The following is a 17,450-nucleotide window of genomic DNA, read 5'->3' on the forward strand; positions in this document are numbered from 1 at the left end:
CGCGCCGGTAACCTTGCGCCCATGAGCACCATCAGCCTCGGCATGCCCGCCGCCCCTCCGCCGGTGCTCGCACCGCGTCGGACCACCCGCCAGATCCAGGTCGGCTCGGTCGGTGTCGGCAGCGAGCACCCCGTCTCGGTGCAGTCGATGACCACGACGCTCACCAGCGACGTGAACAGCACCCTGCAGCAGATCGCCGAGCTGACCGCGGCCGGCTGCGACATCGTCCGGGTCGCCTGCCCCAGCGCCGACGACGCCGAGGCGCTCCCGGCGATCGCGCGCAAGTCGCAGATCCCGGTCATCGCCGACATCCACTTCCAGCCGAAGTACGTCTTCGCCGCGATCGAGGCCGGCTGCGCCGCGGTGCGCGTGAACCCCGGCAATATCAAGAAGTTCGACGACCAGATCAAGGAGATCGCCCAGGCCGCCAACGACCACGGCACCTCGATCCGGATCGGCGTCAACGCCGGCAGCCTGGACAAGCGGCTGCTGGAGAAGTACGGCAAGGCCACGCCCGAGGCGCTCGTCGAGTCCGCGATCTGGGAGGCGAGCCTGTTCGAGGAGCACGGCTTCCGCGACTTCAAGATCTCGGTCAAGCACAACGACCCGGTCGTGATGGTGCGCGCCTACGAGCTGCTGGCCGAGGCCGGCGACTGGCCGCTGCACCTCGGCGTCACCGAGGCCGGCCCGGCGTTCCAGGGCACGATCAAGTCCGCCACCGCGTTCGGCGCGCTGCTCAGCAAGGGCATCGGCGACACGATCCGCGTCTCCCTCTCGGCACCGCCGGTCGAGGAGGTCAAGGTCGGCATCCAGATCCTGCAGTCGCTCAACCTGCGCCCGCGCAAGCTCGAGATCGTCTCCTGCCCCTCCTGCGGTCGCGCCCAGGTCGACGTCTACACCCTCGCCGAGCAGGTCACCGCCGGCCTCGACGGCCTGGAGGTCCCGCTGCGCGTGGCCGTGATGGGCTGCGTCGTCAACGGCCCGGGCGAGGCCCGCGAGGCCGACCTCGGCGTCGCCTCCGGCAACGGCAAGGGTCAGATCTTCGTCAGGGGCGAGGTCATCAAGACCGTGCCCGAGTCGAAGATCGTGGAGACCCTCATCGAGGAGGCCATGCGCATCGCGGAGGGGATGGAGGCCGTCGATGGCGCCGGCGCCCAGGTCACCGTCTCCTGAGCCGCCAGCGGGACCGCGGGGGCGTCCGGCCGGGGATCGGCCGTAGGCTGCCCCCGTGCTGACCACGCAGCAGGGGATCCGTCCGCTGGGCGCGCCCGACCTGGACGCCTTCCTGGCCCTCGCTGCGCTGGACCCGGTCGTCAACGTCTTCGCCGACCACCGCGCCCGCACCACCCACCTCGAGCCACGCTGGCTCGGCGGGGAGATGTGGGGCCGCTTCGTCGACGGCCGCCTGGTCGCCGCCTGCCACGTGGGCGCCAACCTGGTGCCGGTCGGCGCCAGCGCCGAGGACGCCCGGCTCTTCGCCGAGCGCGCCCTCGAGCGCGGCCGCACGGTCTCCACCATCGTCGGACCGCACGACGCGGTGGCGGCGTTCTGGGAGACCGTCGCCGACGTCTGGGAGGAGCCGCGCGAGGCGCGCTGGGAGCAGCCGCACCTCGAGCTCGCCGGCCCCCCGCGGGTCGCTCCCGACCCCGAGGTGCGGCGCACGACGCGCGCCGACCTCGCCGAGCTCTACCCGGCCTGCGTGGCGATGTACACCGAGGAGGTCGGCGTCTCCCCCGAGGAGGGCGGCGGCGCCAGCCTCTACCGCGCCCGCGTGCAGCAGCTGATGAGCCGCGGCTGGTCCTTCGCGCGCTTCGACGACCGCGGCCGCCTCGTGTTCAAGGCCGAGGTCGCCTGCGCCTCGCCGTACGCCGCCCAGATCCAGGGGGTCTGGGTGCCGCCGCACCGACGCGGTGAGGGCCTGGCCACCCACGGGATGGCAGCGGTCGCCGAGATCGTGCGCCGCGAGATCGCGCCGGTCGCCTCGCTCTACGTCAACGAGTGGAACCGCTCGGCGCGGCACAGCTACGCCGCCGCCGGGTTCGTGGAGACCGCACGGTTCTCCACCATCATGTTCTGAAGGCAACGCCTCCGGGAGGGCCGAGAAGGCCGAGAAGCGTGGCGAGGTTCTCGTCACAGGGGAACTGGTTCGAGGCCCGGGAGGGCGCGGCCCTACCCTGAACCCATGATCTTGCGGATGTCGAGCCTGTTCGTGCGGACCCTGCGGGAGGATCCCGCGGATGCGGAGGTCCCCAGCCACCGGCTCCTCGTCCGGGCGGGGTACATCCGGCGTACGGCGCCGGGCATCTACAGCTGGCTGCCGCTCGGCCTGCGCGTGCTGCGCAAGATCGAGGGCATCGTGCGCGAGGAGATGGACGCCATCGGCGCCCAGGAGGTCTCGTTCCCCGCCCTGCTGCCCCGTGAGCCCTACGAGGCCACGAACCGTTGGACCGAGTACGGCGACAACCTCTTCCGCCTGCAGGACCGCAAGGGCAACGACTACCTGCTCGGGCCCACCCACGAGGAGATGTTCACGCTCCTGGTCAAGGACCTGTACTCCTCCTACAAGGACCTGCCGCTGTCGATCTACCAGATCCAGCAGAAGTACCGCGACGAGGCGCGCCCCCGCGCCGGCCTGCTGCGAGGTCGTGAGTTCACGATGAAGGACTCCTACTCCTTCGACGTCGACGAGGCGGGCCTGGAGCAGAGCTACCAGAACCACCGCGACGCCTACGTGCGGATCTTCGACCGCCTCGGCTTCGACTACGCCATCGTCAAGGCCACCGCCGGCGCCATGGGCGGCTCGCGCTCGGAGGAGTTCCTCGCCAAGGCCGCGGTCGGCGAGGACACCTACGTGCGCTGCACGCGCTGCGACTACGCCGCGAACGTCGAGGCCGTGCAGGTGCGCCCGGGCGTGCCCGCCGCCCTCGACGGCGCCCCTGCCGCCCACGTCGAGGACACCCCGGCGACGCCGACCATCGACACCCTGGTCGACCACCTCAACAGCGCCTTCCCCCGCGAGGACCGTCCCTGGACCGCGGGGGACACCCTCAAGAACGTGCTCGTCGTGCTGCACCACCCCGACGGCACCCGCGAGCCGCTCGCGATCGGCCTGCCCGGCGACCGCGAGGTCGACGCGAAGCGCCTCGAGGGCCAGCTCGAGCCGATCGAGGTCGAGGTCTTCGACGAGGCCGACTTCGCCAAGCACCCCAGCCTGGTCAAGGGCTACATCGGTCCCGGGGTGCTGGGGGAGGAGCGCGCCTCCGGCATCCGCTACCTCGTCGACCCCCGCGTCGTCGAGGGCACCCGCTGGGTCACCGGCGCCGACCAGGACGGCAAGCACGTCCTGGACCTGGTCGTCGGCCGCGACTTCACCCCGGACGGCACCATCGAGGCCGCTGACGTGCGCGACGGCGATGAGTGCCCCGCCTGTGCCGAGGGCGTGCTCGAGACCGCGCGCGGCATCGAGATGGGACACATCTTCCAGCTCGGCCGCAAGTACGCCGAGGCGCTCGGCCTCGAGGTGCTGGACGAGAACGGCAAGCGGGTCACGGTGACCATGGGCTCCTACGGCATCGGCTGCACCCGGGCGGTCGCCGCCATCGCCGAGGGCACCCTCGACGAGAAGGGCTTGAGCTGGCCGCGCAACGTCGCACCGGCCGACGTACACCTCGTCGCGGCCGGCAAGGACGAAGCCGTCTTCGCCGCGGCCGAGCGCATCGCGCACGAGCTGTCCGCCGACGGCATCGAGGTGCTCTACGACGACCGTGCGGGCAAGATCAGCCCCGGAGTGAAGTTCAAGGACGCCGAGCTGATCGGCGTCCCCACCATCGTGGTCGTGGGCAAGAACCTCGCCCAGGACGGCACCGTGGAGATCCGCGACCGCCGTACCGGGGAGATGGCGGCCGTGCCCGCCGACCACGTCGTCGACCACATCGTCCAGGCCGTCCGCCGCGTGCGGGCCTGAAGAAGGAACACGAAGCAACGATGAGCAGGATCTCCGATCCCTTCCTGGCCTCGAAGGTCACCACCGCCGAGGCTGCCGCCGAGCACATCGGCCCCGGCGACTCGGTCGGCATCAGCGGTTTCACCGGTGCGGGCTACCCCAAGGCCGTGCCCAAGGCCCTGGCCAGCCGCATCGAGGCCGCCCACGCCCGCGGCGAGGAGTTCACCGTCGGGTTGTGGAGCGGCGCGTCGACGGCGCCGGAGGTCGACGGCGTGCTCGCCGAGGCCCACGGCCTGCACACGCGGGTGCCCTACAACTCCGACCCGACGCTGCGCGGGCTGATCAACTCCGGTGAGGTCGACTACGTCGACTCCCACCTGAGCCACTCCGCGCAGCACATGTGGTTCGGCTTCTACGGCAACCTCGACGTCGCGGTGGTCGAGGTGGCAGCGATCCTGCCCAACGGCCTGCTGATCCCGGGCAGCTCGGTCGGCAACAACAAGACCTGGCTGGACCAGGCCGACCGGGTGATCCTCGAGGTCAACCACTGGCACCCGCGCGAGTACGAGGGCTTCCACGACATCTACTACGGCACGGCGCTCCCGCCGCACCGTTTCCCGCTGCAGATGACGCACTCCTTCCAGCGCATCGGTGACCCCTACCTGCGCGTGGACCCGGCGAAGGTCGTCGCGGTCGTGGAGACCAACGCCCCGGACCGCAACACCCCGTTCAAGGCGCCCGATGCGGACTCCCGCGCGATGGCTGAGCTGCTGGTGGACTTCCTGCGCCACGAGGTCGCCCACGGCCGGATGCCCAAGGACCTGCTGCCGCTGCAGAGCGGCGTCGGCAACGTCGCCAACGCGGTCCTCGAGGGACTGGTCGACAGCGAGTTCGAGAACCTCACCTCCTTCACCGAGGTGATCCAGGACGGCATGCTCGACCTGCTCGACTGCGGCAAGCTGCGCTCGGTGTCGGCGACGTCCTTCGGGCTCTCCCCGACCGGGCAGCAGCGGTTCCTCGACAACATGGGGGCCTACAAGGGCCGGGTGCTGCTGCGCAGCGAGGAGATCTCCAACCATCCCGAGCTCGTGCGTCGTCTGGGCGTGGTCGCGATCAACGGGATGATCGAGGCCGACATCTACGGCAACGTGAACTCCACCCATGTCATGGGATCGGGGATCATGAACGGCATCGGCGGCAGCGGTGACTTCGCGCGCAACGCCTTCCTGAACTTCTTCGTCTCGCCGTCGACGGCCAAGAACGGCGCGATCTCCGCGATCGTGCCGATGGCCAGCCACGTCGACCACACCGAGCACGACGTGCACGTGCTGGTCACCGAGCAGGGCCTCGCCGACCTGCGCGGGCTGTCGCCGAGCGCCCGCGCGGACCGGGTGATCGCGAACTGCGCCCACCCCAACTACCGCGACGCGCTCACCGACTACGTCGCGCGGGCCCGCGCCGCGCGGCCCGCCGCGCAGCACACCCCGCACCTGCTCGACGAGGCGCTGTCGTGGCACTCGCGCTACCTCGCGACGGGGAAGATGTGAGCCTCCGGTGAGCGCCGCCCCAGGGCTCGAGCCAGGGATCGAGCCAGGGATCGCCGCGGGCATCGAGGCGGTGATCTTCGACTGGGGCGGCACCCTCACCCGGTGGCACGACGTGGACTTCCACGCCGAGTCCGTCGCGCTGGCCCAGGCGGTCATCACGACGCCGACTCCGGACGACGACCACCACGCCCACGCCGCCCGCCTGCACCGCGCCGGCGACGTGATCTGGGGACGCAGCCGCGACCACCAGCAGAGCTCCACGATCGCTGACCTGTTCGCCGAGGCGGGCCTCGACCACGACCCCGAGCTGCTCAGCGCCTACTACGGCTTCTGGGAGCCGCACACCGAGACCGACCCCGAGGTCGGGCCGATGTGGCGCACGCTGCGCGAGCAGGGGATCCGGGTCGGGGTGCTGTCGAACACCATCTGGCCCCGGGCCTGGCACGAGGGCTTCTTCGAGCGCGACGGGGTGCGCCACCTGATCGACGGCGACGTCTACACCAGCGAGATCCCGTGGACCAAGCCGTCCCCGCGCGCGTTCGCGGCGGCGATGGCCGCCGTCGGGGCCACCGACCCCGCCCGGTGCGTGTACGTCGGCGACCGGCTCTTCGACGACGTGTGGGGTGCCCAGAACGCCGGGATGCGCGCGATCCACGTCCCGCACAGCACGATCCCGGCGACCCAGGTCGGTCACACCGAGGGGACCCCCGACGCGGTGGTCTCCCGGCTCTCCGAGATCCCGGACGTCCTCCTCGCCTGGTCCTGAAGGGGCCCCGCACCACCCCCATGTGCCGCGGCTCGGGCTGCGGCTGGTGCTGCGACTTCGTGCATTGCACGATCCTGAGGATCGCTCCTGATCGCCCTCCGGGCCGCGGGCTGGCAGGCTGCTCCTCGAGGACGCGCCGGCGGTCCCCCTTTCGGTCGGCGCCCTCGGGGCCGTGTCACGGCCCAGCAGCGGTCCGCGTGGTCCGGCGCCGGGAGACATCTCGGGGATCTCCCAGGCGGAGGGCCACGCGGACCGCTCCGGACCTTCTCGGGATCCCTCTCGGACCCGTGCCGGCCGTCGCCGGGGTCGCTCAGTCGATGCCGGGCAGAGTCTCCGGGCGCGCCCCGAACGCCAGCCCTCGCACGGCCGCGTCGGTGAGGTCCACGATCGCCCGGGCGCGCCGGGTGCCCGTCGTACTCGCCACGACGAAGGCGTAGGTCTCGGCCGCGGCCTGCTCGAGCTCGCGCGCACGCCGGGTGACGGCGCCCGGGTCGTCGAGCCGCTCGGGCAGGTCGTAGGCGACCTCCGGACCGACCGGGGTGCCGCCGAGGTCGCGCACCGCAGCGATCACCCGGTCGCGTCGGGCGCGGTGCTGGGCGTAGGCGTCCTGGAGCGCCGCGGCGAGCGTCGGCTGGGCGGTGCGGGAGGTCTGGGCGCCCAGCACGCCGTACACGTGGACGGCCGCGTGCTCCGCGGCGAGCGCGGTCTGCAGCGCCTCGAGCTCGCTCATGCGGCACCGCCCCGGGGAGCGGGCGCCGACAGGGCGGCCAGCCGCTGCGCGACAGCGGCGGACATCGAGGCCAGCACGCTCGCGAGGGCGCCGCTGGCCGCGCGTCCGGCCAGGTCGGCGAGCGTGGCGCGGTGCGCCTGCTCCTGGGCGATGAGGGCGCGGCGGCCCGGGCGGCCCACCCCGTCCGGGCCACCGAGGGTCTCGGGACACCCGTCGTCGGGTCCGCAGGACCGTACGCCGCCCTCGGGGTCGAGCTCCTCGAGGTGCGCGCGGTGCAGGCGGTCCAGCTCGCGCACGGCGCGGCGCAACGAGGCGTCCCCGCGCACCGACTCCACCACGGCGAGCGTCGTGACGATGCTCCCCACCGCGGCGTCGACCAGGGCGGCGTCGTCGTCCGGCTCGCTCACCGAGCCGGTGCCGGTGCCGGCGGGCGCCGGGACCGGCCGCGGGTCGAGGTCGTCGAGGTCGCAGCCGGTGGTGACCAGCACGCCGGCGCTCAGGGCGAGGAGGGTCACGCGCCGGGTGGCGACGGGGCGGGCAGGCACCCGGTGACCCTATCCCCGCGGCTGCCGCCGTGGATGATCAGGACGCCGCCAACGGTTATCGTGTGCGTAGACATGGCGCACGCCGGTGCGCACAACAGAACAGGGAGGCCGAGAACCGTGAGCACAGCCAGGCAGGACGAGGTCCGGGCCAGGATCGAGACCGAGCTCGCGGAGCCCCTCGCAGCCCTCGGGCTCGACGTCGAGGCGGTGGAGCTGACTCCCGCCGGGAAGCGCCGGGTCCTCCGCATCGCCGTCGACAAGGACGGCGGGGTGACCCTCGACGACGTCGCCGACGCCACCGGAGCCATCAACCGCGTGCTCGACGACTCCGACGTGCTCGGTGAGCAGCCCTACACCCTCGAGGTGACCTCTCGCGGGGTCGACCGGCCGCTGACGCTGCCGCGCCACTGGCGCCGCAACGCCGACCGGTTGGTGAAGGTGACCCTCGCCGACGGCTCCACCGTCACGGGGCGGATCGGGGACTCCGACGAGACGTCGGTGACCCTCGACGTCGACGGCACCGCCCAGCAGGTGGCCTACGCCGACGTCAACAAGGCGCTCGTGCAGATCGAGTTCAACCGGAAGAACGAGGAATCCTGATGGACATCGACCTGAGCATCCTGCGGATGCTGGAGCGCGAGAAGGAGATCTCCTTCGACGTGCTCGTCGAGGCGATCGAGCAGGCGATGCTCACGGCCTACCACAAGAGCCCCGGCGCCCAGCAGCACGCGCGAGTCGTGCTGGACCGGCGCAGCGGACACGTGAGCGTCCTGGTGCGGGAGACCGACGAGGAGGGCAACCTCATCGGCGCGGAGTACGACGACACCCCCCAGGGCTTCGGCCGGATCGCCGCCACCACCGCGAAGCAGATCATGCTCCAGCGGCTGCGTGACGCCGAGGACGACATCCGCTTCGGGGAGTTCGCCGGCAAGGAGGGCGACATCGTCTCGGGCGTGATCCAGCAGGGTCGCAACCCCGACGACGTGATGGTCGACCTCGGCAAGCTCGAGGCGCTGCTGCCGGTCAGCGAGCGCGTGCCGGGGGAGAGCTACGTCCACGGCACCCGCATCAAGTGCCTGGTGATCTCGGTGCGCAAGGGCATGCGTGGTCCGCAGATCACGCTGTCGCGCTCGCACCCCAACCTGGTCAAGAAGCTCTTCGCCCTCGAGGTCCCCGAGATCGCCGACGGCACCGTCGAGATCGCGGCGATCGCCCGCGAGGCGGGGCACCGCAGCAAGATCGCCGTCCACTCCACCGTCGACGGCGTCAACGCCAAGGGCGCCTGCATCGGCCCCCTGGGCCAGCGGGTGCGCAACGTGATGGCCGAGCTCAACGGCGAGAAGATCGACATCGTCGACTGGTCCACCGACCCGGCCGTCCTGGTCGCCAGCGCGCTGTCGCCGGCCCGGGTCAGCTCGGTCGAGATCATCGACGCCGCCGCCCGCTCGGCGCGCGTGGTCGTCCCGGACTTCCAGCTCTCCCTCGCCATCGGCAAGGAGGGCCAGAACGCTCGGCTCGCGGCGCGGCTCACGGGCTGGCGCATCGACATCCGCTCCGACGAGGAGGCTCCGGCCTCCTGAGGCACCGGCGTTCCGGGCGCCGCGCGGCACGGGGGTGAGGCAACTCACCGCCGTTCTGGGCGGCGCTCGGGGCGGCCAGGGCCTCTCGGTTCGGAAACCGCCGCCGTTGAGGGTAGTCTTCTCGTTCAGTGGCTCGACAACGCAACGCTCCCGCATGCCCGGACCTCCCGTCCCTCACCGGACCGGTCCGGACCTGTGTGGGCTGCCGCGCTCGAGTCGCCAAGCGCGAGTTGTTGCGGGTGACCGCCGGCTCGGACGCAGACGGCCGACCAGCCGTCGTGCCCGATCCAACGGCCACCTCGCCCGGCCGTGGAGCGCATCTGCACCCCACGTCCGAGTGTTACGAGCTCGCGGTGCGACGGAAGGCATTCCCTCGCGCACTGCGGTTCACCGCAGGCGCCGGACTCTCCGCCGCACTGCTGGGCGAGTACCTCGGCCAGCGTGACCACCAGGCATGAAGCACCCGACCAGAAACTGGAGCAGCAGCTCATGAGCACTCGATGAGTACTTCCCGATGAGTTCGCCCCACCATTAACGCCTCTCGAGCAACACCCGGAACCGGGTCGAGGGGCACGAAGGAGAAACGTGGCCAAGACCCGAGTTCACGAACTCGCCAAAGAGTTCGGTGTCGAGAGCAAGTTCGTTCTTGAGAAGTTCAAGGAGATGGGGGAGTTCGTCAAGTCGGCGAGCTCCACTGTCGAGCTGCCCGCCGAGATGCGCTTCCGCAAGGAGTACGGCGACAAGCTGAAGGCCCCCCAGGGTGGCAACGCCGCCCCGGCGAGCGCCCCCGTGCCGTCCGCGCCGAAGCCCGGCCCCAAGCCCTCGAAGCCGGCCCCCAAGCCGGCTGAGACCCCGGCCGCGCCGGTCGCCGAGCCGGCTGCCCAGCCGGTCGAGACCCCGGCCCCCGCTGCTCCGCAGGCCCCCGAGGCCCCGGCGGCGCAGGCCCCTGCCGCTCCGGCTCCGGCCGCTGAGCAGCCCGCCACCAAGGCCCCGCGGCCCGGTCCGAAGCCGGGTCCCAAGCCCGCGCCGAAGCCTGCCCCCGCGCAGCCCCAGGCTCCCGCCGCCGCCGCTCCGGCGCCGGCTGCACCCAAGCCGTCCCCGAAGGCTCCCGGTGGCCCGAAGGCGCCGTCCCCGGGCCCGCGTCCGGTCGGTCGTCCCGGCGCCCCGCGTCCGGGCAACAACCCGTTCGCCTCCAGCCAGGGCATGGGCCGTCGGCCCTCCGCCCCGCGTGACGGCGGCGCCCCCGGCGCCCCCGCCGCCGGTGGTGGCGACCAGCAGCGTCCGCCGCGTCCCCCGGCCGCCCGTGACGGCGGTGCACCGGCTCGCCCCGGCATGCCGCGCCCGAACCCGGCGATGATGCCGAAGTCCCCTGCCGCCTTCGCCGGTGGTCGTGGCGCCCCGGGTCGTCCCGGTGCTCCGGGCCGCGGTGGCGCCCCCGGTCGTCCCGGTGCTCCGGGCCGCGGTGGCCCCGGTGGCGCTCCCGGTCGTCCCGGTGGCGGTGGCTTCGGCCCCGCCGGCGGCGGCCGTCCCGGTGGTGGCCGTCCCGGTCAGCGTGGCCAGACCCAGGGTGCCTTCGGTCGCCCGGGTGGTCCCTCGCGCCGTGGTCGCAAGTCGAAGCGGGCCCGTCGCCAGGAGTTCGAGGCCATGGAGGCCCCGACGATCGGCGGCATGCGCGTCCGCAAGGGCAACGGCGAGACCGTTCGCCTGGCCCGTGGCGCCTCGCTCACCGACTTCGCCGAGAAGATCAACGTCGACGCCGCTCAGCTGGTGCAGATGCTGTTCGGCCTCGGTGAGATGGTGACCGCGACCGAGTCGGTCAACGACGCGACGCTCGAGCTGCTCGGTGAGGAGCTCAACTACATCGTCCAGGTCGTGTCCCCGGAGGACGAGGACCGCGAGCTGCTCGAGTCCTTCGACATCGAGTTCGGCGAGGACGAGGGCGACGAGGGCGACCTCGTCGTGCGTCCGCCGGTCGTCACCGTCATGGGTCACGTCGACCACGGCAAGACCAAGCTCCTCGACGCGCTGCGCAACGCCAACGTCGTCGACAAGGAGGCCGGTGGCATCACGCAGCACATCGGTGCCTACCAGGTGCAGACGGAGGTGGACGGCCACGAGCGCCGCATCACCTTCATCGACACCCCCGGTCACGAGGCGTTCACCGCCATGCGTGCCCGTGGTGCGCAGGCCACCGACATCGCGATCCTCGTGGTCGCGGCCGACGACGGTGTCATGCCGCAGACGGTCGAGGCGCTCAACCACGCCAAGGCCGCGGGTGTCCCGATCGTGGTCGCGGTCAACAAGATCGACAAGCCGGACGCCGACCCGACCAAGGTCCGCGGTCAGCTGACGGAGTACGGCCTGGTCCCCGAGGAGTACGGCGGCGACGCGATGTTCGTCGACGTGTCGGCGAAGTCGGAGCTCAACCTCGACAAGCTGCTCGAGGCCGTCATCCTCACGGCCGACGCGTCCCTGGACCTGCGGGCCAACCCGACCCAGGACGCTCAGGGTCTCGTGGTCGAGGCGCACCTGGACCGCGGTCGCGGTCCGGTCGCCACGGTCCTGGTCCAGCGCGGCACGCTGCGCGTCGGCGACTCGATCGTCGCCGGCCCGGCCCACGGCCGTGTGCGTGCGATGCTCGACGAGTACGGCAACGAGCTCACCCAGGCCGACCCGTCGCGTCCCGCGATGGTGCTGGGTCTGTCCTCGGTGCCCGGCGCGGGTCAGAACTTCCTCGTCGTCGAGGACGACCGGATGGCGCGCCAGATCGCTGAGAAGCGTGAGGCTCGTGAGCGTGCGGCCATGCAGGCCAAGCGTCGCGTCCGCCGCACCCTCGAGGACTTCATGGCCTCCATGGAGAAGGGCGAGAGCCAGGAGCTCAACCTCATCCTCAAGGGCGACGTGTCCGGTTCGGTCGAGGCCCTCGAGGACTCGCTGTCGCAGATCGACGTCGGCGACGAGGTCACCCTGCGCGTCATCGACCGCGGTGTCGGTGCGATCACCGAGACCAACGTCGACCTGGCCGCCGCCTCCGACGCCATCATCATCGGCTTCAACGTCCGGCCCCAGGGCAAGGCGACCGAGATGGCGGACAAGGAAGGCGTCGAGATCCGCTACTACTCGGTCATCTACCAGGCGATCGAGGAGATCGAGGCGGCCCTCAAGGGCATGCTCAAGCCGGAGTACGAGGAGAAGACCCTCGGCCAGGCGGAGATCCGCGCGATCTTCCGCTCGTCGAAGATCGGCAACATCGCCGGCTGCATGGTCACCAGTGGCCTGCTGCGCCGCAACGCGAAGGTCCGGGTCATCCGCGACGGCAACGTCATCGCGGACAACCTCGACCTCGCCTCGCTCAAGCGTGAGCGCGACGACGCATCCGAGGTCCGCGAGGGCTTCGAGTGTGGTCTGGTCCTGAAGAACTTCCAGGACATCAAGGAGGGCGACGTCATCGAGGCGTTCGAGATGCGGGAGATTCCCCGCAGCTGATCCCTGTCATCGAGTCGGCGCCACTCCCCACGGGGGGTGGCGCCGACTCGGCAGTTTCGGGACCGTCGGTACTGCGCCACCTGGCGCGGAGGAGTAGGAAGACACCATGAGCAACCCCCGTGTGCGCAAGATCGCCGATCGGATCCAGGTCATCGTCGCCGAGATGCTCGAGCGTCGGATCAAGGACCCGCGCCTCGGCTTCGTCACCGTCACCGACGTCCGGGTGACCGGCGACTCCCAGCAGGCGACCGTGTTCTACACCGTCCTCGGCGACGAGGAGGCGATGGTCGGTACCGCCGCCGCGCTGGAGTCGGCCAAGGGGCTGCTGCGCTCCGAGGTCGCCAAGCAGCTGCAGATGCGCACCGCGCCGACGCTGACCTTCGTCCACGACGCGCTGCCGGAGACCGCCCGCCAGCTCGACGAGGTGCTGGCCCGCGCGCGCCAGTCCGACGAGCAGGTCGCGGCCGCCCGCGAGGGCGCGACGTACGCCGCCGGCGAGGACCCGTACAAGAAGCCGCGCGTCGAGGGCGACGAGGACGAGGACGACGCCGAGGAGCCGGAGACCTCCGGGCCGGCCGCGGAGCGCGACCGGGCCGACGAGGAGTGAGTGCCGGGTCCGCGGCTGCGGGGCCGGCGGGGCTCGTCGTCGTCGACAAGCCGGGAGGGATGACCTCCCACGACGTCGTCGCTCGCGTCCGGCGGCTGGCCGGCACCCGCAAGGTCGGGCACGCCGGCACCCTGGACCCGATGGCCACCGGGGTGCTGGTGCTCGGCATCAACCGGGCGACCCGGCTGCTGGGGCACCTGATGCTCACCGAGAAGGCCTACGACGCGACGGTGCGCCTCGGTGTCGCCACCAGCACCGACGACGCCGAGGGCGAGGTGCTCGCCAGCACCCCTGCCGGTCACCTCGACGAGGCCACGGTGCGGGCGGCGTTCGCCACCCAGGTCGGTGACCTCGAGCAGGTGCCGACCGCGGTGTCGGCGATCAAGGTCGACGGCAAGCGCGCCTACCAGCGGGTCCGCGACGGCGAGCAGGTCGAGCTCAAGGCCCGTCCGGTGACCGTCCACGAGCTCGCCGTCTCCGACGTGCGCACCGTCGGCGAGCACGTCGACGTCGACGTCTCGCTGCGCTGCTCCAGCGGCACCTACGTCCGCGCGATCGCGCGTGACGTCGGCGCCGCCCTGGGCGTGGGCGGCCACCTCACCGCGCTGCGGCGTACCGCGGTCGGCCCCTACGACCTCGGCGTCGCGCGCACCCTGGAGGAGCTGCAGGAGTCGTTCACGCTGCTGCCGATCGCGGACGCCGTGCGTGCGGCGTTCCCGTCGGTCGACCTCGACGCGGGCGCCGCCGACGACGTGCGCGTGGGCCGGCGCCTCGAGCTGGACCTGGACTCCCTGTCGGCCGTGTTCGCCCCCGACGGGGAGTTCCTGGCCCTCTACGAGCCGCATGAGGGCCGGGCGCGCGCGGTCGCGGTGTTCGTGTGAGCGGCGACGCACCCGAGGTGGCCGGACCGGCGCGGAGCGCGCCCGATCGCGCCAGTAGGGTTCGGGATGTGGAGATCTGGCGTTCGCTCGACGACGTACCGGCCGACCTGGGCCGCACCTCGGTCGTCATCGGCAACTTCGACGGCGTGCACGTGGGTCACCGCCAGGTGCTCGCGCGGGCCCGCGCGATCGCCGACGCCCAGGGCCTCACGGTGGTCGCGGTGACCTTCGACCCGCACCCGATGGCGGTGCTGCGCCCCGAGCACGCGCCGACCACGCTGACCACGATGCAGGCCCGCGCGGAGCTGCTCGGCGAGGCCGGTGCAGACGCCGTGCTCGCCGTACCGTTCGACCGCGAGGTCGCCGCCTGGTCGCCCGAGGACTTCGTGCGCCGGATCCTGGTCGACGCGCTGGGCGCGGCGGCGGTCGTCGTCGGCGCCAACTTCCGCTTCGGCAGCCGCGCGAGCGGCGATGTCGCGACGCTGCAGGAGGCGGGGGAGCGCTACGGCTTCACGGCCGAGGGCATCCCGCTCGACGGCGGACCGATGGTGTGGTCCTCCACCTACGTGCGCACCTGCCTGGCCGCCGGCGACGTCGCCGGCGCCGCCGAGGCGCTCGGCCGGCCGTACGCCGTGCGCGGCGCGGTCGTCCCGGGCGACAAGCGCGGTCGCGAGCTGGGCTACCCGACCGCCAACGTGCCCACCGACGGCATGACCGCGGCGCCCTCCGACGGCGTGTACGCCGGGTGGCTGCGTCGCCTCGACACCGGCGAGCGCTTCCCGGCCGCGATCTCGGTCGGCACCAACCCCACCTTCGACGGCGTCCGGGCCCGCCGCGTGGAGAGCTACGTGCTCGACCGCACCGACCTGGAGCTCTACGGCGTGGAGGTCGAGGTCTCCTTCGTGGAGCGGCTGCGCGGCATGGTCGCGTTCGACTCCGTCGACGCGCTGATCGTCCAGATGGAGGACGACGTGCGCCGCGCCCGCGAGCTGCTGGTCCCGTGACGCGCGGGCCCGCGCCCGAGCGCGGCCTCCTGGAGGCCACTGACGCGTGGTTCCTCACCCACGGCCTGGCCTACTTCGTCCCCGAGGAGCGGGCCGCCGCCCACGCGGCCCTGCGCGGGCGACGCACGCTCCCGCTGGCGGTGCTCAGCGGTCTCGTGGCCGCGGCCGCGGGCGCCGGGCTGGCCTGGGTGACCGGGCAGCCGAGCGTCGCCCCGGCGCTGATGATCTCCGCGGCGATGGTCGCGGTGCTGGTCTACGCGCTGACCTCCCTGCGGGCCGCGCCGATCGTGCGCTGGGCACTGGGGCGCACCTTCGGCAGCCTGCGCACGCTGCTGCCGATGATGAGCCGGGCGCTGCCGCTGCTGTTGTTGTTCGTGACGTTCTTGTTCATCAACGGCGAGGTCTGGCAGGTCGCCGCCGACCTGCCCACCGGCACCCTGTGGCTGACCGCCCTGCTCTTCGTGCTGCTGGCGACCGGCTTCCTGCTGGTCCGCCTGCCCGAGGAGGTCGACAAGGTCGACGACGAGGTGGACGCCGACTTCCTGCGTCGCACCACCGCCGGGACCCCGGTGGCCGACGTCGCCCGGGAGCTGCTCAGCGACGTCGAGGGGCGCCCGGCGCTCGCGGCGTACGCCGAGGTGCGCGGCTTCGAGCGCTGGAACCTGGTGCTGGTGCTGGTCGTCATCCAGGCGGTCCAGGTGCTGCTGATGAGCGTCGGCGTCTTCGTGTTCTTCCTCGCCTTCGGCGGCCTGGTGATGGACCTCGACGTGCAGTCCGCGTGGACCGCGATCCCCGAGTCCGACATCCGCGCGCTGCCGGTCCTGTCGCAGGTGAGCGAGCCGCTCGTGCAGGTCTCGGTGTTCCTGGCGTCGTTCTCCGCGCTCTACCTGACCGTCTCCACGGTCACCGACGAGACCTACCGGGTGCAGTTCTTCGGCAGCGTCATGCGCGAGCTGGAGCGCGCCGTGGGCGTCCGCGCGGTCTACCTGGCGGTGCGCGACCGCGACGCCGACGTGGTGGTCTGACCCGCACCACCTCTTCCTAAGTGCACGAATCTGATGTAGTAAATGGTCCATGACCACGACTCCCGCGCGGCCGGTCAGCCGCCGCAGCGTCCTGAAGCTCTCGCTCGCGACCGCCGCGGTGGCGCCGGTGCTCAGCGCCGGCCCCGCGCTGGCCGGGGGAGCCCGGTCGCCCCTGGCCCCGCGGGCAGGCGCCCCGGCGCCGACCGGCCCGATCCTCAAGCCGCTGCCGCCGGACCGGTTCGTGGTCCACGGCACCAACGCCGAGATGCGGTGGGGCTCGGTGCGGGCCCGCGAGGCGCTGACCTCCCAGGCGGACCTGTTCGTGCGCAACCACACCCGCACGCCGGTGATCGAGCCCGCGACGTACGCCCTGCGGGTGCACGGTGACGGCCTGGCCCGTGGGCGCGGTGCGGACGAGGGGCTGTCGTTCCGGCTGGCGGACCTGAAGCGACTGCCGCGCACCACGATCACCGCCACCCACGAGTGCACCGGCAACGGGCGCCGGTTCTTCGCCGAGCAGCAGGGCACGCCCGCCTCCGGGACCCCGTGGGCGCTGGGTGCGGTCGGTGCGGTCCGGTGGGAGGGTGTGCTCCTGCGCGACCTGCTCCACCGCATCGGGATCCGCCGCGACGCGGTCTCGGTGATGGCCACCGGCCTCGACGATCCGTACGTCAGCGGTGGCGTCGACTACGGCCGGGTCCGGCGCCCGTTCGGCATCGACAAGGCGCTCGACGACGCGCTGCTGGCCTGGAGCGCGAACGGCGAGCCGCTGCTGCCCGACCACGGGTTCCCGCTGCGCCTGGTGCTGCCCGGCTGGGTGGGCATCGCCAGCATCAAGTGGCTGGGCTCGCTCGAGGTCTCCACCACCGAGCAGACCTCGCCGTGGAACACGCTGTGGTACCGGATGACCGGCGGCGACCACCCGGCCGACGCGGCGCCGCTGAGCCTCAACCCGGTGCGCTCGGCCTTCGAGCTGGACTGGGACGAGGTGCTCCCGGCTGCGCGGACGATCACGCTGACCGGTCGGTCCTGGAGCGGCGCGGCGCCGATCGTGCGGGTCGAGGTGAGCGTCGACGGCGGATCGACCTGGCGTGCCGCCGGGCTGCGCGACAAGCCCCGCTGCGGGGCTGGTCACGGGGCTGGTCACGGGCGCACCCGCGACCTGTCCTGGACGCGCTGGTCCTACCAGTGGCGCCGGCCCGCCGCCGGCGCGCACGAGCTGCTCGCCCGGGCCACCGACGCCGCGGGCCGCACGCAGCCGCTCACCGCGGCGTACAACGACGGGGGTTACCTCTTCGACGCCGTGGTCCGCCACCCGGTCACGGTGGTCTGAGGC

16 protein-coding genes are annotated in these 17,450 nt (G+C 72.4%); 14 read left to right on the plus strand and 2 right to left on the minus strand.

Annotated features, from left to right (window positions below; all coding sequences use genetic code 11):
* The first annotated feature begins 21 nt into the window (after nt 1-21).
* From ispG to GFH29_RS07065, 5 genes are all read left to right on the plus strand, one after another.
* On the plus strand, nt 22-1,173 hold the full coding sequence (ispG, locus tag GFH29_RS07045; RefSeq protein ID WP_153322672.1) for a flavodoxin-dependent (E)-4-hydroxy-3-methylbut-2-enyl-diphosphate synthase: 1,152 nt from the start codon (nt 22-24) through the stop codon (nt 1,171-1,173).
* A gap of 55 nt (nt 1,174-1,228) precedes the next feature.
* Complete coding sequence (locus GFH29_RS07050; RefSeq protein ID WP_153322673.1) at nt 1,229-2,077, plus strand: DUF4081 domain-containing GNAT family N-acetyltransferase; 849 nt, start codon at nt 1,229-1,231, stop codon at nt 2,075-2,077.
* 105 nt (nt 2,078-2,182) lie between these two features.
* Nucleotides 2,183-3,964: a proline--tRNA ligase gene (locus tag GFH29_RS07055; protein ID WP_153322674.1), complete on the plus strand. Its 1,782-nt coding sequence runs from the start codon at nt 2,183-2,185 to the stop codon at nt 3,962-3,964.
* A gap of 20 nt (nt 3,965-3,984) precedes the next feature.
* The gene (locus GFH29_RS07060) at nt 3,985-5,490 is read left to right on the plus strand and encodes an acetyl-CoA hydrolase/transferase family protein (protein ID WP_153322675.1); all 1,506 of its coding nucleotides are present in this window, start codon (nt 3,985-3,987) and stop codon (nt 5,488-5,490) included.
* Nucleotides 5,491-5,497: 7 nt separating this feature from the next.
* A complete protein-coding gene (locus tag GFH29_RS07065; RefSeq protein WP_228387815.1) occupies nt 5,498-6,256 on the plus strand; it encodes an HAD family hydrolase in 759 nt (252 codons plus the stop codon).
* A 310-nt stretch (nt 6,257-6,566) separates the two neighbouring features.
* Here GFH29_RS07065 and GFH29_RS07070 read toward each other — a convergent pair whose 3' ends face one another.
* Nucleotides 6,567-6,986, minus strand: coding sequence for a ferritin-like domain-containing protein (locus tag GFH29_RS07070; RefSeq protein WP_153322676.1), 420 nt, complete (start codon nt 6,984-6,986; stop codon nt 6,567-6,569).
* Complete coding sequence (locus GFH29_RS07075; RefSeq protein ID WP_153322677.1) at nt 6,983-7,531, minus strand: hypothetical protein; 549 nt, start codon at nt 7,529-7,531, stop codon at nt 6,983-6,985. Before GFH29_RS07075 ends, GFH29_RS07070 begins: the two co-directional genes overlap by 4 nt.
* Nucleotides 7,532-7,648: 117 nt before the next feature.
* Here GFH29_RS07075 and rimP point away from each other — a divergent pair, with 117 nt between their 5' ends.
* The 9 genes from rimP (at nt 7,649) to GFH29_RS07120 (ending at nt 17,447) form a co-directional block, all read left to right on the plus strand.
* Nucleotides 7,649-8,131 (plus strand): ribosome maturation factor RimP, encoded by a 483-nt coding sequence (gene rimP, locus GFH29_RS07080; RefSeq protein ID WP_228387816.1) that lies wholly within the window; start codon nt 7,649-7,651, stop codon nt 8,129-8,131.
* Nucleotides 8,131-9,111, plus strand: coding sequence for a transcription termination factor NusA (gene nusA / locus GFH29_RS07085; RefSeq protein ID WP_153322679.1), 981 nt, complete (start codon nt 8,131-8,133; stop codon nt 9,109-9,111). Before rimP ends, nusA begins: the two co-directional genes overlap by 1 nt.
* 197 nt (nt 9,112-9,308) lie before the next feature.
* Entirely contained in the window at nt 9,309-9,569 is a 261-nt protein-coding gene (locus GFH29_RS07090) for a YlxR family protein (protein WP_228387881.1), read from the plus strand.
* A gap of 127 nt (nt 9,570-9,696) precedes the next feature.
* On the plus strand, nt 9,697-12,597 hold the full coding sequence (infB, locus tag GFH29_RS07095; RefSeq protein ID WP_153322681.1) for a translation initiation factor IF-2: 2,901 nt from the start codon (nt 9,697-9,699) through the stop codon (nt 12,595-12,597).
* A 106-nt stretch (nt 12,598-12,703) separates the two neighbouring features.
* Nucleotides 12,704-13,204 carry a 30S ribosome-binding factor RbfA gene (gene rbfA / locus GFH29_RS07100; RefSeq protein ID WP_153322682.1) on the plus strand — a complete coding sequence of 167 codons (501 nt, stop codon included), beginning with the start codon at nt 12,704-12,706 and terminating at the stop codon, nt 13,202-13,204.
* The gene (gene truB, locus GFH29_RS07105) at nt 13,201-14,085 is read left to right on the plus strand and encodes a tRNA pseudouridine(55) synthase TruB (RefSeq protein ID WP_228387817.1); all 885 of its coding nucleotides are present in this window, start codon (nt 13,201-13,203) and stop codon (nt 14,083-14,085) included. Before rbfA ends, truB begins: the two co-directional genes overlap by 4 nt.
* A gap of 68 nt (nt 14,086-14,153) precedes the next feature.
* Nucleotides 14,154-15,089, plus strand: a complete 936-nt coding sequence (locus tag GFH29_RS07110; RefSeq protein WP_153322684.1) for a bifunctional riboflavin kinase/FAD synthetase — start codon at nt 14,154-14,156, stop codon at nt 15,087-15,089.
* Nucleotides 15,086-16,114, plus strand: a complete 1,029-nt coding sequence (locus tag GFH29_RS07115; protein WP_228387818.1) for a hypothetical protein — start codon at nt 15,086-15,088, stop codon at nt 16,112-16,114. Before GFH29_RS07110 ends, GFH29_RS07115 begins: the two co-directional genes overlap by 4 nt.
* A gap of 49 nt (nt 16,115-16,163) precedes the next feature.
* Nucleotides 16,164-17,447, plus strand: a complete 1,284-nt coding sequence (locus GFH29_RS07120) for a molybdopterin-dependent oxidoreductase (RefSeq protein WP_153322685.1) — start codon at nt 16,164-16,166, stop codon at nt 17,445-17,447.
* Nucleotides 17,448-17,450: the final 3 nt, after the last annotated feature.

Source organism: Nocardioides sp. dk884 (assembly GCF_009557055.1).
Taxonomy (GTDB): Bacteria; Actinomycetota; Actinomycetes; order Propionibacteriales; family Nocardioidaceae; genus Nocardioides.

Bases quoted from the DNA above. Each gene is read 5' to 3' on its own strand.
- ispG (WP_153322672.1), top strand. From the start codon at position 22: ATGAGCACCATCAGCCTCGGCATGCCCGCCGCCCCTCCGCCGGTGCTC.
- GFH29_RS07055 (WP_153322674.1), top strand. From the start codon at position 2,183: ATGATCTTGCGGATGTCGAGCCTGTTCGTGCGGACCCTGCGGGAGGAT.
- GFH29_RS07060 (WP_153322675.1), top strand. From the start codon at position 3,985: ATGAGCAGGATCTCCGATCCCTTCCTGGCCTCGAAGGTCACCACCGCC.
- GFH29_RS07070 (WP_153322676.1), bottom strand. From the start codon at position 6,986: ATGAGCGAGCTCGAGGCGCTGCAGACCGCGCTCGCCGCGGAGCACGCG.
- nusA (WP_153322679.1), top strand. From the start codon at position 8,131: ATGGACATCGACCTGAGCATCCTGCGGATGCTGGAGCGCGAGAAGGAG.
- rbfA (WP_153322682.1), top strand. From the start codon at position 12,704: ATGAGCAACCCCCGTGTGCGCAAGATCGCCGATCGGATCCAGGTCATC.
- GFH29_RS07120 (WP_153322685.1), top strand. From the start codon at position 16,164: ATGACCACGACTCCCGCGCGGCCGGTCAGCCGCCGCAGCGTCCTGAAG.